Source organism: Sphingomonas arvum, assembly GCF_026013565.1.
GTDB classification, from domain to species: domain Bacteria; phylum Pseudomonadota; class Alphaproteobacteria; order Sphingomonadales; family Sphingomonadaceae; genus Sphingomicrobium; species Sphingomicrobium arvum.
Window position 1 is genome coordinate 303511 of sequence record NZ_JAPDOB010000001.1, and the last position, 15276, is coordinate 318786.

Here is a 15276-nt window from a genome sequence, read left to right on the forward strand (position 1 = left end):
TGGGCGCGTGACAAAGCAACGGACGGGTCCATGTCTAGTCGGGACGCGAATGACCTGAGGATCCGACACAACCCGCTTAGTAAGCGTTATCGCTGGCGGCCTGATGAGGCGGGTCACGACGGCAGAGAGGAACCAAGCCCGCAAGCGATCTGAGATACTCACGGGCATGTGTCGACTTCTTTCGCGCATCTATTGAGGAACGTGCTTGGAAGTTAAGCGCGACAGCATCTCCACGGGAGAGATAAACGATGTATGGCATCTATCTCAGCAGGAGATAGCGTGTGCTTGGGACACTCACCCTCGACCAGCTTCGGGTATTGGTGACCATAGCAGAAACGGGCAGCTTTTCCGCTGCTGGTCGCAAGCTCCAGCGCGCTCAGTCTGCTATCAGCCACGCTGTTCAGACGCTTGAACAAGTCCAGCGCGTGCAGCTTTTCGACCGGTCCGGTCGGGCGCCCGTGCTAACGGAAGCGGGGCGAGCCCTCGTTGCCCAAGCTCGCCAGGTTCTCCGCCAAGCCGACCTGTTCGAGCGGTCGGCGAAAGCTATTGCGGAGGGGCTTGAGCCCGAACTGACTTTCGCTGTTGATGGAATGGTCCCAACTAAGCCGGTGATTGACGGCTTAGCCGCCCTTCGGGAACGGTTTCCGGACCTTGCCGTGACCTTGTTCACAGAGGCGCTGGGTGGGGCCGAACGCCGCATCAGGGCGGGCGCAGCAACCCTCGGTCTGTGCATAATGCTACCCAATCAGGCGCAGGATCTGCAGGCTTATCCCGTCGCGTCGATCGAGCTGGTTCCAGTCGCTGCGCCGTCGCACCCGTTGTCGATGGAGCAGCGCAAACTCGAGCGGGAGGTGCTGGCCGAGCATGTGCAACTGGTGTTAACTGATCCCGAGAGCGCTGAAGGACCGAGCTACAGCGTTGTCAGCCCCCGTGTTTGGCGCTTTGTCGACTTAGGTCGCCGACTTGATTTCCTGCTCGCGGGCTTCGGCTGGGCGACCATGCCTCTGCACCTTATTGAGGGGCATCTAGCTGCCGGCAAGCTCAAGCGCTTGCCAATTGATGACCCCGCAGTGTTGCCCGGCGCCATTCCCATCTACGCCGTCCACCGCCGCAACCACCCACTCGGAATTGCCGCCAGGTTCCTGCTCGATGAGCTCCAGTCGCGCAGCAATCGACCATGAAAGGCCATATCGTCAAAGACGAAGCCGGCTGCTGATGTCCGCTTGTAAGAAGCTTCATTGAGAAGCTGACCAGCCGCTTCCGGCCATTTGCGGCCGTGCCGCTCAGCGCCCATCTCAGACGCCGAGGGCGTCGCCCGGTTACCCGTATGCAGACGTTCGTTCAGCCAAGTAGCTTGTTTCTGCTTACGACCTATTGCTGACGTTGTAGGTACGGAATTACAGCCACGATGTGGCCGCGCTTCGTCATCTGAAGCAGCAAGTCGCGACGCTGGCTAAGATCGCGTCGCGCCTACGCCAGATTGGTCTCGGCAAGATCATGTTCGGGTCGGACGCCACCGCCTCGTATCCAAGCAGCATTGCCGACGCTTGGGCCAACTTTCGCCGGGTGCCCATGACGGAGGATGAGTTCTCGCAAATTGCCCGCAACGAAGCTCCCTATCTTCAATGACCGCAACTGATGCGCTCGTACCACCAAGAGGTTCTTATGAATGGTCTAGGTAACATCGCTGGCACCAGCTTCCTGCAAAGGATGCTGCGGTTCAGCTCCTTCGCATTGGTGCTCGGCGGGCTTCTCGTCCCTCCTGCGGCGGCAGCCTCGAGAACCGACGTGAGGGGCGATATTCCGGTTAAACAGATCCCGGCTGTCATGGCGCAGGCGCTCGTGCCGGGCCTGCAAATGGCGGTGCTGCACGATGGAACGGTCGCACTTTACCACTTTGGTATCGCGGACGTGCAGTCCGGCCGAGCGGTGACAGACGACACCGTTTTCGAAGCAGCCTCGCTGAGTAAACCCGTGTTCGCTTACGGCGTCCTGCTGTTGGCGTCGCGCGGCAAGATTGATCTCGATGCGCCGGTCGGCCGCTATTTAGACGGCGTTTCCCCCGAAGTTGCGCGGCTGACTGCCCGAAGGCTGCTGAGCCACAGCGCGGGCATTGCACTGTCGCGCGATGGCAAACCAGCTGAACCTCGCAAGGGCTCCAGCCACCCCTGAGGATTATGCGATCCTGTCGGATGCACTACGCCGCTCAGGCCGGCCGATCGAAGCCACGGAAGCGGCGGCGAGGGGTCTCAAGCTTGATCCTGCCGATCCCAAGGCGAAGGAGGCGCTCGATAACGCCAAGAAGTCTTTGCTCAGCATACCGGCGCGCCGCCTCGCTTTGTTCGCCGGGACCTACTCCACTCCGTTCGGTGATCTCGAAGTGCGCAGCGATGGCCGGAGACTAACGGCACAGCTCGTCGACCAGCCGGTCAGCCAGATGCTGCCGCTTGGCGACGACTCGTTTTTGATCGAAGCGATGGGAGTCCCGATCCGCTTTGCTGAAGAACGAGGGCAGGTGACGCACGCAACTGTCACTGCCGGCGGTGAAGTCACGCTACCGAAAGTGGCACCGCCAAAGCCCCGCCGAAGTAACAAGAGCTGATTGCGAAGGTACCGACGCACTGCTTCGGCTGCTCACGACAAGGTACGCTGAGGAGTTCGATGACCGAAACTTCGCAACGGAATGTCCGGTTCGGGTCGGAAGCTGCCGTAAGCAGACCAGCCGCTATCGGCCACTTGCCGACACTCAGACTGACCCCACCTCAGCGTTGTTTGTGGTGGAAAGCAGAACGGCAGCTTGCGAACTGACCATGACGGGTGGCAAACGGTCATTCATGTCACTGGAGACTGTGTCAGCCCCGCGGCCCTCCGGATCTTCAGAGCGGCTTCGTACATGGCCGCAAGCGCCCTCATGCCGCTATCGAGACCTCACCTCACCGGCATCGAAGGCTTAGGACTGGCGGATCGCAACAACAGCCATCATAACCGGCGATCATCTGGCATTCAGATCTACATGACGATAAGCCCATCCCATGAGCCGTTCGATTGCAGCCGCGAGCTACTACTATCCCTACCAGGTGGGGATCGGCTGACGCGCGTCTGACAGACAAGCAAACACCTGCCCCGCCCGACACCGTCAGGCGGGGTTTTTTGTGCCTGGAGATCCATGATGTTCGTTGAACCGGAGAGCATGACCGCCTCGACCAGAGGAGGAAAGCCCTGGCAGGCTCACCTGATTGATCAAGGCTGGTGCAACTTCACGCCGGAGGATCATGCCGTCTGGGACATTCTGTTCAAGCGGCAGGTGCAGCTATTGAGGGGCCGGGTCGTCAGCAGTTTCCTGGATGGGCTCGACCTCTTAGAGCTAAATGCCCCCGGCGTGCCGGAGCTTACGCGTTTGAACCAGCGGTTGCTTGCACGCACCGGTTGGCGCTGCGTTTCGGTGGCCGGACTTGTGCCGGACGAGGCATTCTTTGCAATGCTTGCTGACCGCCTCTTTCCGATCGGAAATTTTATCCGAACCCGTGTGCATTTGGACTATCTGGAAGAGCCTGACTGTTTCCACGACATTTTCGGCCACGTGCCCATGCTTGCGCACACCGGGATGGCGAACGCCATGCAATCGATTGGGGATCTCGGACTAAGGGCGATTGCGGCCGGCTTGGGACACCATGTAGCCCGGCTCTATTGGCACACCATCGAGTTTGGCTTGTGCAGGGAAGCGGATCATGTCCGCATCCTGGGCGCAGGGCTGGCGTCCAGCTTCGGTGAAGCTCGCGCTAGCCTTGAAGATGAGAGTATCGAGCGACGACGCTTCACCGTGGAAGAAGCGATTGCAGCATCTTACCGCCACGATGCTATGCAGCCGTTGTATTTCGTATCTGATAGCCTGGAGGCCGTGGTCAGTGCTCTTGAAGGCGCCACTCTGTCTCACCTGACCGTTCCTGAGCCGACGTCCGCTTGAGTGCCAGTGGATCCGACAAGCGGCATTTCTGATGGAGGCCATAAGGTGTCGTAAGGGACACCTGCTGGTGTCTGGAAAACAGCCATGGCCGATATCCGTGGGGCCAGATAAGCTTCTGCCATGTGCAATCTTTACACCATGAACGCGTCCGTCGATGAACTGCGGCGTGCCTTCGGGCCATTCCGTGGTGACACTGCCAATCTGCCGAGCTTCGGTGACATCTACCCGAACCGCGCAGCGCCGGTACTCCGCGCGGAGGACGACGAGCTGGTGCTTGACGTCATGCAGTGGGGCTTTCCTGGGCCAACAGCTGCCGGCAGGCGGCCGGTGACTAATGTTCGCAACCTGGCAAGCCCATTCTGGCGATCGGCCCTAAAAAGCCCAGAGCGGCGGTGCATTGTCCCGGTGACCAGATTCTGTGAGTGGACGGCTGAGCCGGATCCGGAGACCAAGCGTAAGCGCAAGGTGTGGTTCGGCCTGCACGAGGCCGAGCACCCGGTGTTCGCATTCGCGGGGATCTGGCGGCGGGTAGAGGAGGGTCGAGCCATGGCGTTCCTGACCTGCGAACCCAACGAGCTGGTTGGTGCGATCCACCCCAAAGCTATGCCGGTGATCCTAAACCCTGCCGACGTGCGCCGCTGGCTGTCAGACGAAATGGCGAGCGCTTGTGCCTTGGCAGTGCCGTTTGCAACTGAGCGTATGCGGCAATTCGCTAATCCTTGAGTGGCTTCTCTCGTTTGCTCACCACCTGTATGTAGGGGTGCCGGGGCCGGGACAGCAGGAGCTGAGCCGTGGCCGAATCCATTCGATGCGCCATCTACACCCGCAAGAGCGCCGACATCGTTGCTGAGCAGGAGGTCAACTCTTTGCACGCGCAACGAGAAGTCTGCTCAGCATATATCAAGTGCAATGCCCATCTCGGATGGGAGGAAATCGACAAGGGCTATGACGACGGCGGACGCTCGGGGGCTAATCTTGACCGGCCCGCTCTGCACGAGCTGATTTTAGACGTCGAGCGCGGCCTGGTAGACGTCATTGTCTTCTACAAGATCGACCGCCTCACCAGATCGCTGTCTGATTTCGTTCGACTTATGGACAGCCTAGCCCGCCATAATGTCGCGTTCGTCAGCGTGACACAATCGTTCGATACGTCGACCAGCATGGGTCGCATGATACTGAACGTATTGCTGACCTTCGCACAATTCGAGCGGGAGATGTTAGCGGACCGCATTCGTGACAAACTTACTTCATTGCGCCAGCGCGGTCTTCACGTTCAAGGCAGGGTTCCACTCGGCTACGATAAAGTCGCTGGTAGACTTATAGTTAACAGTGAGGAAGCTGCAATAGTTCGAAGCATATTCGAGCGTTTTGAGCGATTTCCAACTATCTTCGCCCTTATGCGACAGTTGCAAGGCGAAGGCGTTACAATCAAGAAGGTGGTGACAAGGGCAGGTCGCATAACTGGCGGCGTTCCTATGCACCGTGGGGCACTATACGCGCTCATAAAAAACCCGATCTACATCGGGTACATCAGTTGCAAAGGAACTTGGTACGAAGGCGTGCACGAGCCAATCATCGACCGTTCATTGTGGGATCGTGTCCAAGAGGTTCAGCTTGCGCGTAGCCGGCCGAAGCCGCCTCGCGACCCAGGAAGGAACCTTCTCAGCGGCCTGATATACGATGGCTACGATCGAAAGCTCTTCGTGCAGGATGGCGGGAGTTTGAAGGACCGCTACCGCTTCTATCAAACGGCACCCAAATGCCGTGTTCGGAAGCACTACCTCGACCTAATCCGTGTCCGGGCAGACCATGTTGAGGATCTGACTTACCAGGCCATCGCGACTTTGCTTGCCGACCCTGATCGCGTGCGACGCATGCTACTCAGCACCGGCACAATCGACATAGACATGAACCAGCTCGGCCAGCGGTGCAGCGCAGCCGCTGCAGCTTTCATGCACATGGATCGCCTCGAGTTGCGCGAGTTCTATCAAGCATGTCTAATACGGATTGAAGTGGCGAAATCTGAGCTTCGGTTGCTACTGTCGATACGCAATTTGATCCGGTTTGCGAGTGGTGAGCCGGTCCCTGCTTTAGAGCCGATAGCTGGCAACTCACACACGGGCAGGGCGTACCTGCTAACCATCAATGCGCATGTAGTCTCGGCACATCGCGATTTTTGCCTGCCCATTCAGACAGCGGACCCGAGCCGGGAGCACCGGATCAACCGCAAGCTCGTGAACCTATTGCGCCGAGCGTCAGAGGCTCAGGAGGCAGTTCTTAGTCGCCGCGGCGAAACCATCCGAGACATCAGTGCAGACTTCAAACTCGGACCCAGCAAGTTCTCCCGGCTGCTCCGCCTGAACTATCTCGCGCCAGATATAAAAACTGCGATCTGCGACGGAGCTCAGCCGCAAAGCCTCAGCCCTCACGATCTGATCTATAGCGCCCTGCCACTTGATTGGGATCAGCAGCGCCGTTTGCTGGGCTTTATTGAACCCAGTTCACATACGGGCGAACACGACATTGTCGCGGACCTTTCTACCACCCTCGGCTGACTGATCTTGCTGGCGCTCCGGCTCCGGTGTCAGCCAACCGGAGCGCCAGGGCAAGAGTTAGAACTGGAAGCCAACGCCCGCGTTGGTCCAACCCGCTCGTTGGAGTCGTACGTCACACCTACGCGGAAGATGCTACGGCCGTCGTCCGAAGCATGGCTTGCGTCAATCGCCACTGCGGAACGACCACCGTAAGTCCCCACTCTGGCAGTGATCATCGTCCGGCCACCCTCCATTGGCCAGCGCGGCTGCTGCCTGGGCCGCTGCCGCAGCCACCTGCGCGTTGGCAATGGCCTCATTGGTCGGTGCGAGCTGACCACCATCACGGCATCGGTCGAGCCTGCCGCGACTGCGTCGTCAGCGACGTTCTGCGTGGCAAAGGCTCCCGCAACTCATCCAACCAGCGTGACATCATTGCTCTCGGAATTCCGCCGTTCGGCGTCGTCGGCTAGGCTGGGTCACTATACTTCTTTCGGTAAGAGTTCTCACTTACATCGGGCTTAGCCCGCTCGGGGGTCAGGGTCCTGGGTCGAGCAAGCTTGTGCCAAGCGCTCCCCAGGCATCCGTTTCCAATTGGCTGAGGCGAGCCGTCGACCTGCCCAGATGACCCGTCCGAGCACATCGATGCTATCCCGCTTACAGTCAGGCTAGGTCGGGTAGGCTGGGCCACCACTTGAATTGGTCACACTACGCCCCGCTCGGGTGCGCGGGTATACGCTTGACAACGAGCGTGTCATCCCGCCGCAGTACGAAGATCCTGTCGCTCAACGATCGACCGGGGTCTGAGCCGTCCGTAGTCTGCTTTCCACCTATTGCAGACGAGTGAGTGCGAAGATCCAACGAGCACCATACCGCTGTCCGACTGGCAACAGGCAGAGCGCGGGCCTCGGCAGAGCTTTCGGAAGGAAATGGTCCACTCTGGACCCTTAGGTAAGCTGCCAGCGACATCATTGCTCTAGCGCTCTGATATGCCCAGCCGCTCTGTAGATGTTGAAGACGTGTCGAGGTCTACGCGCGTCGAGTTGGTTCGAAGCTTGTTCGACAATTCCGTGCCTATGCTCATCATGAGTGTATTATTCATTCTTGCAGCCGTGCTCTGTTCAAGCAATCACCCAAATTTAATCATGCGATACCTAGGCGCGCTCGGCGTCGTGCTATCACTTGCGCGTCCAACGACATTCTATCTACTTCGCCGAAGGCTCAATAGAGCAACGCTCGTTTATAGTAGTGCGAAGCGCATCGAGATCAGATTCGGGTATCTGTATCTTGCCTTTGCTTCAGTTCTTGGCCTGTTCGCAGCCGCCGGTATGTGGGAATGCCAACCTGCAGAGCAACCGCTCTTTGTAACGCTGATTGTTGGTTATGCGGCGGGGGCGGCCGCTAGCGTCTCACTGCGGCCCTGGATCGCTTACCCCTCTCAACTGGCTGCCGTTTGCCCTTCAGTGCTAGTGGCGCTAGCAATCGGGGATGCTCCTCGCCTGCTGCTGGCCGGTATGCTCTTGGCGCTACTCCTCGGCAGTTTCACTAGCGTTCTGTCGCGCTACAGAGGGGCAGTTGACGCAATCGAAATCAGATACACGCTTTCAGCGATGGCGAGAACTGACCCATTGACGGGCTTGGCCAACCGCGTTGCGCTCCAGGACGCTTATCAGAGAGAAATCGAACTCGGGCGTGAACGGAACGTGGCAATCCACTGCCTCGATCTGGACGGCTTCAAGCCTATCAATGATGCCTACGGCCACCTCGTTGGCGACATGCTTCTCGCCCAAGTTGCAGCACGACTTAGGGGCATGGCTCAGCAACGAGAGATTGCGGTCCGGTTAGGCGGAGACGAGTTCGTCTTTTTCCAACCGGATGTTGAGCATCGGGACGAAGTTGATCTCATGGCGAGGAGATTGAAGAAGGTAGTGTCCGAACCTTACGACCTGGGCAGCCAGCGAGTAGTCGTTGGTGTAAGTGCTGGATTCTCTACGACTGAGGGCGACGGTCTAGGACTTTATCGGCTGCTCGAGATAGCAGACGAAGCGCTTTACATCGACAAGGCCCTTCATAGCTCTTCTACAGCAACGATGAGAGTGTCTGCCTAACAGCGATGCAGCTGTGCTCGTACTAGCCAAATACCCCATTCTGGATTGAAAGGTAAATTCTCCTAAACGTAGCCCACGTATGAGAAGCCACAGGAAGGAGGCTTCTCATGCAAGTTAATCAAGCTGCTGAGCCCTTAAAAGATGTAATACGTGATCGCAGGGGAGTTAAACGTCACTCGCTAGTTCTTCAGTTAGGGCTGATAGAGTCTGCGAGGAGCGCTCAACTGGGGCTCATTGTGAATCTCGGCGCAGGTGGCCTTAACGTCCGTATGTTCGGCGAAGCACCGGCATCAAGAGAACTTACGATCAAGTTGCGTGGCGGTCATACTTATAGCGGTAGGGTAGCGTGGCAGAAGGGCCACGAAACCGGCATCCAGTTTTATTCTCCCCTCTCTCAAAGCGAACTCGAGGCAGTTCTTTGCGCACCGGTGAACGGTGCCAGGGCACCTCGTCTGAGCACCAGCACCAAGGTTCTTGTGAGGAGCGGAGCCTCTGTTTCAGCTGGTACCATGGTCAACGTCTCGCCGCGGGGAGCCGGACTGACGTTGGCGGACCCGGAGTTTCTCCAACCATCGATAAAGCTCGGAATACCTGGCCTAGGCACGTTGGGTGCCCAAATCCGCTGGCAGAAGGGCAATCAGGCAGGAGTGTCGTTCAACGAAGTTGTTCTTCTGAAGGACTTGGCGAGGTGCATCCAAGCTAGCGCCATTGGCTGATGGCTCGCCGCGGGTTCGAGTGGGGACTTTGACATGCCGCAAAATCTATATGCGACAGCCGTCGCGGGAGCAGTGATGGCGATCTGTCCATCGCAAGCGCCTGCACAACTGGCTGGCAACGGCAAATCGCAAGCTGCAATCTCGATACGAATAAGTGTCGCGCCGCGTATATGGATCCGCGAAACAGGTGAGATTTGCGCGACTCTGCCGAAGGGGAGGTTCCGAGTGCAGGAAGGCAAGCGCTGGTTGAAACCGGCTTCAGGCGTCAGTTGCCGAAATTCGGGGACGATCTTCCGCTACGTTCCCGAAGGCAGTTCTATGATTTTGATCGTGCCAGATTGATCACGCTAGCGGTCAAGCGTGGACTGCATATCTATTGCAGCAGAGTGCGAGTTGCTCCGCGTATTGAGGCGGCCGCACGAGCAATCTCGTTCAGAATAAGGCTAGGCTCGCAACCCGGTTGCCCCGCGCAAAGGCGGCCTCGCGTCAGTTGGCCGAATAGCTGTATGGAGAGCGCCACGTCCGGGGAAAATGACGCCCTCCTGTTCGACACGCCGAACAAGTGAGAAGTGGCAAAGGTAACCTCTAAACTCAAGCGCTTTAATCATTGCGCGTATGACCTGAGCTCAACGAGCTGGAAAACGGTCGCGAAGCTTCCATCGACTGCTGAAGACGCTCAACGCAATCGCTGAGTTTCGCCCCGAGAACGCCATCGGCGAGATAATCGTCAACAATGCAGAGCGCCTGCTGCAGCAATTGCAGGGCGAGATGTGCCTTGTCGTCGCTCGCCTCGGACGTGTCCGTCATCACCTCTGCAGGGCCGTTCATAGCCAACCCGGAGGGCAATCTGGCGAACCTGAAATAATTTCGTGAAATGTCTTCATCTGTGACCTGTTAGGGTTAGTCGCTTCGGCTTCAATTGCCTCCACTATGGATGAAATACCTTCATTAAGGCGTTCCAGGGAGCAATGTTGTAGACTAGCAAAGGCGGGCTCGGTGCTTGTAATTGAACGGGTCGTTGATGAGTATGCACCAACCTCTTGATCTCGCTCGTCTTCTGTCATCCGGTGCAAGTGCCGCTGAGGGCACCCCACAAGACTGCAAGTGCTGCTTCTGCCGCGCTGTAACTCGAAACGCGGCTGACTCTGACCCCAGAAGTTTCGACCGTGCCGGTCTGGGACGCGATGGTTTTATACCCGATGCTAGCGTTGATCTACTTCGGAAAGCTAAGAGCGTAATGAGGCTTCGTAGACTGCGGATAGAAGCGCTGGGAGAGGATCTCTTTTTCGATCCAGCTTGGGATATGATGCTAGACATTTTCGTCTGCGATCTCGTCCAGCAGCGGAACCCGACTTCTGTTGTTGGTCGCAGCGCAGGCATCCCGCATTCCACGGCCCTTCGCTGGTTAGCGGCCCTCGAACGCCGAAGGCTTATCAAGCGAGAACCGGATCGGACAGACGCTCGTCGAGTGTACGTCACGCTCACAAATGAGGGTTTCACGAAAATGCGTTTGTGGATGGAGTCTGAGCTGCTGCAAGGCTTGTGAAACCTCGTGGCAGCGTTCAACAGATTCACAGTAAGCCCATCATGGATCATCTAGCAGGCTCTGAGACGTAGCAACGTCTATGCAGCAGCTGTGGCTAGCGCTCACGAAGAGCGAAAGGCGATCGGCTGCATCGCTCCATCTCGCTTTTGAGAACTGAGCACCCATCGCAACTGCAAGCAATTGGTGCCCTCCAGAGATCGCTCCTTTGCGCCGCACACGAGCGCATCGAACATATACAAGGTAATCCACGCAAGAAGCAGAGTGGTCCGAAGCAGATCAGTGCTGGCTTATTCGGTTCACATCGACGCGGCCGGTAGCACTCAAAAAAGTGGTCCCAGACAGACGCCCTCAATTGAAGAGGAGCTAACATATGTGAAGAAATCTCGCCTGCTTTGAGCTGCCGCTTTGTCCTTGGTGGCCACCGTTCCCGTCACGCCAGCACATGCAAGCTTCTGGGACGGCAAAGGACCGGAAAGACGCATGCTTGAGCGCACCCTCGGCCACGATAATCCATTCCGCAACTTCATGCCGTGCTTCATACCGGTTTTTGGCTGAGATCAGCGGATTGTATAGCGATCCGCAGGGTGGTCTTCCGCCAACCTGTTAGGATCTGCAGACTTCATCAGCAGGATACGTCAGTGACGCTCACTAGACTAACAGATCGCCTAAAACACGGAGGTTCTGCTAATCCCTTAGGATGGCCTGCAGGGCGTGTTCAACGTATCCCCGGCCTGCAAACGTTAACTTGAAGAAACTCGCTCGACGGTCTGTCCTGGTCGGGTGGACAGCCCGTTCGAGCAAGCCTTCACGTTCCAGCACCGATATCCAGCGGAAAGCTGTTGCATCTGCTAAGTTGGATGATGCGCGAAGTTCTTTGGTTTGGATTACCTCGTTTGGGGAGGTGTACGCTACCAACAAGATATCCCAAACAGCCTCGTCGATAAGCCGTGGAGGCATTGCACTTTCTCGTCGGCGGCGCATGCGAAGGATTTCGGCAGCTGCTAACTGCAGATCTTCCTTAGACCCCATCTGTCGTGGCGGCACTGATCGACCGCATCCCCCTGAATATCCTTGTTGAAGTGGAGCCACAATAAGCGCTCGGACTTGGCCGAGCTTTTGTCCATCAGCTGGTTGCGTGGTCGCTCCGCTTGGGAGGCGGTTAATCATTCTGGAATCGATCCGCGTCTCGAACGGCGAAGAGGCCCTTCTCGCCTGATCCGTCGATAACGATGTAATCAAGGAGGAATACATTTACGCTTTCTGAAAGAGCGCGCAATGATTTCGCCATGTCGATCTCGCGCATCGGCAGGCGCGCGGTTGGGCTTTTAAGACCTCTCACTAAGATGAATGCCGAAGCACCAATAAGATAAGCGTCTTCAAGTACCTTGCGGCCGTCAATTGCAAGCACCCCGTGATCGCTGCTTGCCAGCAAAGCGCTATCAATGAGGCCACAATCGCCATCTACGAACAGAACCCGTAAGTAACTTCCCGTCACTGGAAAGTTGCGAACGAAGTCGGCGACCTTCTTTCTAGAATTTAGGACAGCCCGATAGTTCAGGACCTCCGCAGGGGAACGTGCGGTGCTTCGGTCTGACCGGCGAACATGATGATCCTCGGCTTCCATTCTGGCTGCGACACGCCACGAAGTACTCGGCTCCGATGGTTCAGCGTTCCTGCCATCGTGCACACCAGCATCGGCCAGCCCCAGAACTGCAGGAAGAGGGCGTAAGCAAGTGGCGGAAGTTGCGGGTACAGAGCCTTCGCTACGTGAGCGAAAATCGCGGCTAGCTGAAGGCCAGCCAGCACCATGGTCCAAATTCTGTTCGCCCGCAGAGCAAGTGCGATCAGCATGAAGATGAGCAGGGTGTCCGCCACGAGCCAGCCCCAAACCAAGAAAGAAAAAGTTACGGAGCCGCGTAAGAGTTCGGTCGATAATGTGATGATCAGAGCAAAACCCTGAGCCGTGATCGCGGCACGCTCCGGCTGCCCGCCCACTTTGTATGCGTAAGTCGCGCATAGGAAAAAGGCAGCCAGGAAGAGGCCGAGGCGAATCATTGTGGGTGACCCGACCGGCACTCTTGCCTGACTAATCCTTCAAGCCGCTTCGACGATTTTGAGTTCGCCCTTAGCGGGCGGACATTCGCCCATGTCTCCGTACGAGAAGGCATCAAGTCCAATCTCGGATTGAGTTTGACGGAAAGCCACATGTGCCTCCGCGAGCAAGCCACGGGCATGAACCAGGCTGGCCGCTGCTTGCGTGACAAGCTCAAGTCCTTCCTGACCAGTGGTAAGCGGCACTTTAAGGGTCCTGCGACCTTCAACCACGGCGATCGCCAAGCGCGAGCTGCGCAGGATGGCTTCGTCAACATCCCTCTCTGCGGGGAGCAGTTCATTGGCAACTGTCTGAGCGAGTTTGTGGCGAGCGTTGAGCACTGGGTAGTCTCCTGTGGTGCGCACGCACCCCTTGACGGAGGCTAGAAACCCATGGCGCTCCCAAGCTGAACGATCCCCTGGCCGGCTGTAATCAACAGGGCCACAGCGCCGATCGAAACGATGGCAACTGCCAGGACTATCGCCAGGGTCGCCACGGCACCGAACCGATTGATCGGGGCCTGCTCGCTAGCCACCCCCCAGAACGTGTGCGCTGTTGGGGTGGGGCCCAGCTGAAGCGGATCGTCGTGAGCCGGTATCCCCGTTGGGTCGTAATACGGTCTGACCGTTACCTGTTCGTGGTCGCCGAACACCATGCGGGCAGCATCAATAGAAGTCGCGGTACCGAGGCGTTGCCGGCACCTTTTGAGGTGAATCTCTACGGTCTCGTGTGAAATGCCGAGCTCGAGCGCGATCTCCTTGGCGTTCTTACGCTGCCAGAAGCGCTCAAGGCATTCCATCTGCCTGGAAGTCAGCGGCCAGCCTTCACGGGCAATCTCAGGTTCTGCCACCTTCAGTCCTTTTTTTGGCTTGTCTCTATGACGCTCCGGGTTCGAGCGAAACAGGACGTTGGTGAGGAACGCACGCATAACCGTCACCTGGTGGTGCGAGGCCTGCCTTTCAGCCGAAGCTGGTACGCAGCCAAGCACCTAATCTCTTCGCTGCTGATAGCATGACTGTTTCACCTTTTCAGTTCTGCGTAAGCGTTCGACCGCTCAGCAACCCTGTCGCCGGTTGCTGGCAGGGACATCGAAGGCTCCCGACTGCGCACATCCGCCGGGGATATCGCTGGTGTTCTTGCTTTGTTCGAATGCATATGGCGACCCATGGTAGGGCATCCGAAGTATCTGTCCGATCTCAAGAAGATTGAAGCTGATGTGCGCTTCACGTGCCGCCGGTGCGGGTTCGAGGACGACTGGGCTCCAGACGACCTAGCAAAGTATCTTCTGGAGATTGGCGGCAGTCAGGTGTGGTCCGAGATTACGCGCTACTTGCACTGCCGGCGCGTGGGCTGTGGCTCACCGGACTTGCGCATCCTCCCTGTTCCTTATGCTCGCCGCCCGGCTAATCTGCCGAGGCGCGTGGGTAAGCTCGACAGTCAGCTTCTCGGAACTGCCCTCCAGATACTGGAGGCTGCTGTCGCCCGTTCTCCGGGCCGATCAGTCGCCGGGGTGGAGGTGAGGCTCGCGCTGCTAGTGGTGCATCGGTACGCCCGTGATCGTCAGCTGGTGCGAGCTTATTGGGAGTGCGCAGGCGATGCCGCTCGGAACGTCAGCGAAGGGCTGTCTGAACCGTACAGCAGGCTGCGGAAGCGACTTGAGCAGCTCGGGTGGGTGGCGCCTCTGGTAAACTTGGAGCGGGTCCCGACTTGGCCCTGGAGCTCGCCTGCACCCCCTGGCTGGCTCGCTCCGCCCGGTTATCAGCGACGAGAAGCCGAATGAACTGAACTGCTCCGATGTCCGCTTTCGACCCATAGCGGACATTAAGCATGGTTCACTTCGTCGGAGACCGGTCGATGAGCTTGAACCCCGTTGACGCATCCGACACGCTAACCCGATTGAGCGCGCGTCCGCTGAAACCGAGGTGCATTTGCGAAGCTGATGGTGTGTATCTCAGTAGGATCAACTCGAAGCCGGTGTTGGTGCAGACCGCGAAATCAGCTTGGAAAGGTCCGCTCGCGGCGATCTCTTCGGTGACGCTCTGCGCATCAGCATGGGAAAGGTTCTTGTCGTTGACGAGAACCTCGAATTTCCGTTTCGTGGAAGCGGAGTAGTTCCAGCTTTCCTTGAACGTCAGCACGTCCGAGTGGCATGTGTAGGAGCTTACCTTCGACCCCTTTTGAGCAGGAGGGTAAGGCGGGACTGCCAAGGCCGAACTGCTGAACCCGACCAAAACGACAGCAAGAGCAACAAGACGCTTCAAATCTCGACAGGCGTTCATCTGTTGTTGCTCCGATTCAGCAGTCAGGCGGAGGTTTCGC

General features: G+C 57.8%; 17 protein-coding genes. 10 read left to right on the top strand and 7 right to left on the bottom strand.

Annotated elements, in window-relative coordinates:
• The first annotated feature begins 281 nt into the window (after positions 1 to 281).
• From OMW55_RS01570 to OMW55_RS01600, 7 genes are all read left to right on the top strand, one after another.
• Positions 282 to 1181, top strand: a complete 900-nt coding sequence (locus tag OMW55_RS01570; RefSeq protein ID WP_264880292.1) for a LysR family transcriptional regulator — start codon at positions 282 to 284, stop codon at positions 1179 to 1181.
• A 229-nt stretch (positions 1182 to 1410) separates the two neighbouring features.
• On the top strand, positions 1411 to 1629 hold the full coding sequence (locus OMW55_RS01575) for a hypothetical protein (protein ID WP_264880293.1): 219 nt from the start codon (positions 1411 to 1413) through the stop codon (positions 1627 to 1629).
• A 36-nt stretch (positions 1630 to 1665) separates the two neighbouring features.
• Positions 1666 to 2172 carry a serine hydrolase domain-containing protein gene (locus OMW55_RS01580; protein WP_264880294.1) on the top strand — a complete coding sequence of 169 codons (507 nt, stop codon included), beginning with the start codon at positions 1666 to 1668 and terminating at the stop codon, positions 2170 to 2172.
• Positions 2129 to 2602 carry a hypothetical protein gene (locus OMW55_RS01585; RefSeq protein WP_264880296.1) on the top strand — a complete coding sequence of 158 codons (474 nt, stop codon included), beginning with the start codon at positions 2129 to 2131 and terminating at the stop codon, positions 2600 to 2602. The genes OMW55_RS01580 and OMW55_RS01585 overlap by 44 nt, the downstream gene beginning before the upstream one ends.
• A gap of 564 nt (positions 2603 to 3166) precedes the next feature.
• Positions 3167 to 3964, top strand: a complete 798-nt coding sequence (locus tag OMW55_RS01590; protein ID WP_264880297.1) for a phenylalanine 4-monooxygenase — start codon at positions 3167 to 3169, stop codon at positions 3962 to 3964.
• 120 nt (positions 3965 to 4084) lie between these two features.
• The gene (locus tag OMW55_RS01595; RefSeq protein ID WP_264880298.1) at positions 4085 to 4687 is read left to right on the top strand and encodes an SOS response-associated peptidase; all 603 of its coding nucleotides are present in this window, start codon (positions 4085 to 4087) and stop codon (positions 4685 to 4687) included.
• A gap of 68 nt (positions 4688 to 4755) precedes the next feature.
• Positions 4756 to 6519, top strand: a complete 1764-nt coding sequence (locus OMW55_RS01600; RefSeq protein WP_264880299.1) for a recombinase family protein — start codon at positions 4756 to 4758, stop codon at positions 6517 to 6519.
• Positions 6520 to 6548: 29 nt separating this feature from the next.
• Here the strand turns inward: OMW55_RS01600 and OMW55_RS13865 are convergent, their stop codons facing one another.
• Entirely contained in the window at positions 6549 to 6839 is a 291-nt protein-coding gene (locus OMW55_RS13865) for a YadA-like family protein (RefSeq protein ID WP_407822111.1), read from the bottom strand.
• Between the two features lie 711 nt (positions 6840 to 7550).
• Here OMW55_RS13865 and OMW55_RS01605 point away from each other — a divergent pair.
• Both OMW55_RS01605 and OMW55_RS13870 read left to right on the top strand, forming a co-directional pair.
• Positions 7551 to 8603 carry a GGDEF domain-containing protein gene (locus tag OMW55_RS01605; protein WP_264880301.1) on the top strand — a complete coding sequence of 351 codons (1053 nt, stop codon included), beginning with the start codon at positions 7551 to 7553 and terminating at the stop codon, positions 8601 to 8603.
• 269 nt (positions 8604 to 8872) lie between these two features.
• Positions 8873 to 9319, top strand: a complete 447-nt coding sequence (locus tag OMW55_RS13870) for a PilZ domain-containing protein (RefSeq protein ID WP_407822112.1) — start codon at positions 8873 to 8875, stop codon at positions 9317 to 9319.
• A gap of 600 nt (positions 9320 to 9919) precedes the next feature.
• Here the strand turns inward: OMW55_RS13870 and OMW55_RS01610 are convergent.
• Positions 9920 to 10126, bottom strand: coding sequence for a hypothetical protein (locus OMW55_RS01610; protein WP_264880303.1), 207 nt, complete (start codon positions 10124 to 10126; stop codon positions 9920 to 9922).
• 499 nt (positions 10127 to 10625) lie between these two features.
• Between OMW55_RS01610 and OMW55_RS13875 the strand changes: the two genes are divergently transcribed.
• Positions 10626 to 10865, top strand: a complete 240-nt coding sequence (locus OMW55_RS13875) for a winged helix DNA-binding protein (protein WP_407822113.1) — start codon at positions 10626 to 10628, stop codon at positions 10863 to 10865.
• 1159 nt (positions 10866 to 12024) lie between these two features.
• On the opposite strand, the gene OMW55_RS01615 is transcribed toward OMW55_RS13875, so the two are convergent.
• The 5 genes from OMW55_RS01615 to OMW55_RS01635 form a co-directional block, all read right to left on the bottom strand.
• Positions 12025 to 12489 carry a JAB domain-containing protein gene (locus tag OMW55_RS01615; protein ID WP_264880305.1) on the bottom strand — a complete coding sequence of 155 codons (465 nt, stop codon included), beginning with the start codon at positions 12487 to 12489 and terminating at the stop codon, positions 12025 to 12027.
• A complete protein-coding gene (locus OMW55_RS01620) occupies positions 12420 to 12920 on the bottom strand; it encodes a hypothetical protein (protein WP_264882047.1) in 501 nt (166 codons plus the stop codon). The genes OMW55_RS01615 and OMW55_RS01620 overlap by 70 nt, the downstream gene beginning before the upstream one ends.
• A gap of 39 nt (positions 12921 to 12959) precedes the next feature.
• A complete protein-coding gene (locus tag OMW55_RS01625) occupies positions 12960 to 13298 on the bottom strand; it encodes a hypothetical protein (RefSeq protein WP_264880306.1) in 339 nt (112 codons plus the stop codon).
• A 41-nt stretch (positions 13299 to 13339) separates the two neighbouring features.
• On the bottom strand, positions 13340 to 13885 hold the full coding sequence (locus OMW55_RS01630; protein ID WP_264880307.1) for a helix-turn-helix transcriptional regulator: 546 nt from the start codon (positions 13883 to 13885) through the stop codon (positions 13340 to 13342).
• Between the two features lie 904 nt (positions 13886 to 14789).
• Positions 14790 to 15095, bottom strand: a complete 306-nt coding sequence (locus OMW55_RS01635; protein ID WP_264880308.1) for a hypothetical protein — start codon at positions 15093 to 15095, stop codon at positions 14790 to 14792.
• Positions 15096 to 15276 lie beyond the last annotated feature (181 nt).

Bases quoted from the DNA above. Each gene is read 5' to 3' on its own strand.
- OMW55_RS01585 (WP_264880296.1), top strand. From the start codon at position 2,129: ATGGCAAACCAGCTGAACCTCGCAAGGGCTCCAGCCACCCCTGAGGAT.
- OMW55_RS13870 (WP_407822112.1), top strand. From the start codon at position 8,873: ATGTTCGGCGAAGCACCGGCATCAAGAGAACTTACGATCAAGTTGCGT.
- OMW55_RS01615 (WP_264880305.1), bottom strand. From the start codon at position 12,489: ATGGAAGCCGAGGATCATCATGTTCGCCGGTCAGACCGAAGCACCGCA.
- OMW55_RS01580 (WP_264880294.1), top strand. From the start codon at position 1,666: ATGAATGGTCTAGGTAACATCGCTGGCACCAGCTTCCTGCAAAGGATG.
- OMW55_RS01620 (WP_264882047.1), bottom strand. From the start codon at position 12,920: ATGATTCGCCTCGGCCTCTTCCTGGCTGCCTTTTTCCTATGCGCGACT.
- OMW55_RS13865 (WP_407822111.1), bottom strand. From the start codon at position 6,839: ATGGTGGTCAGCTCGCACCGACCAATGAGGCCATTGCCAACGCGCAGG.
- OMW55_RS01595 (WP_264880298.1), top strand. From the start codon at position 4,085: ATGTGCAATCTTTACACCATGAACGCGTCCGTCGATGAACTGCGGCGT.
- OMW55_RS13875 (WP_407822113.1), top strand. From the start codon at position 10,626: ATGCTAGACATTTTCGTCTGCGATCTCGTCCAGCAGCGGAACCCGACT.
- OMW55_RS01610 (WP_264880303.1), bottom strand. From the start codon at position 10,126: ATGACGGACACGTCCGAGGCGAGCGACGACAAGGCACATCTCGCCCTG.
- OMW55_RS01630 (WP_264880307.1), bottom strand. From the start codon at position 13,885: ATGCGTGCGTTCCTCACCAACGTCCTGTTTCGCTCGAACCCGGAGCGT.
- OMW55_RS01590 (WP_264880297.1), top strand. From the start codon at position 3,167: ATGATGTTCGTTGAACCGGAGAGCATGACCGCCTCGACCAGAGGAGGA.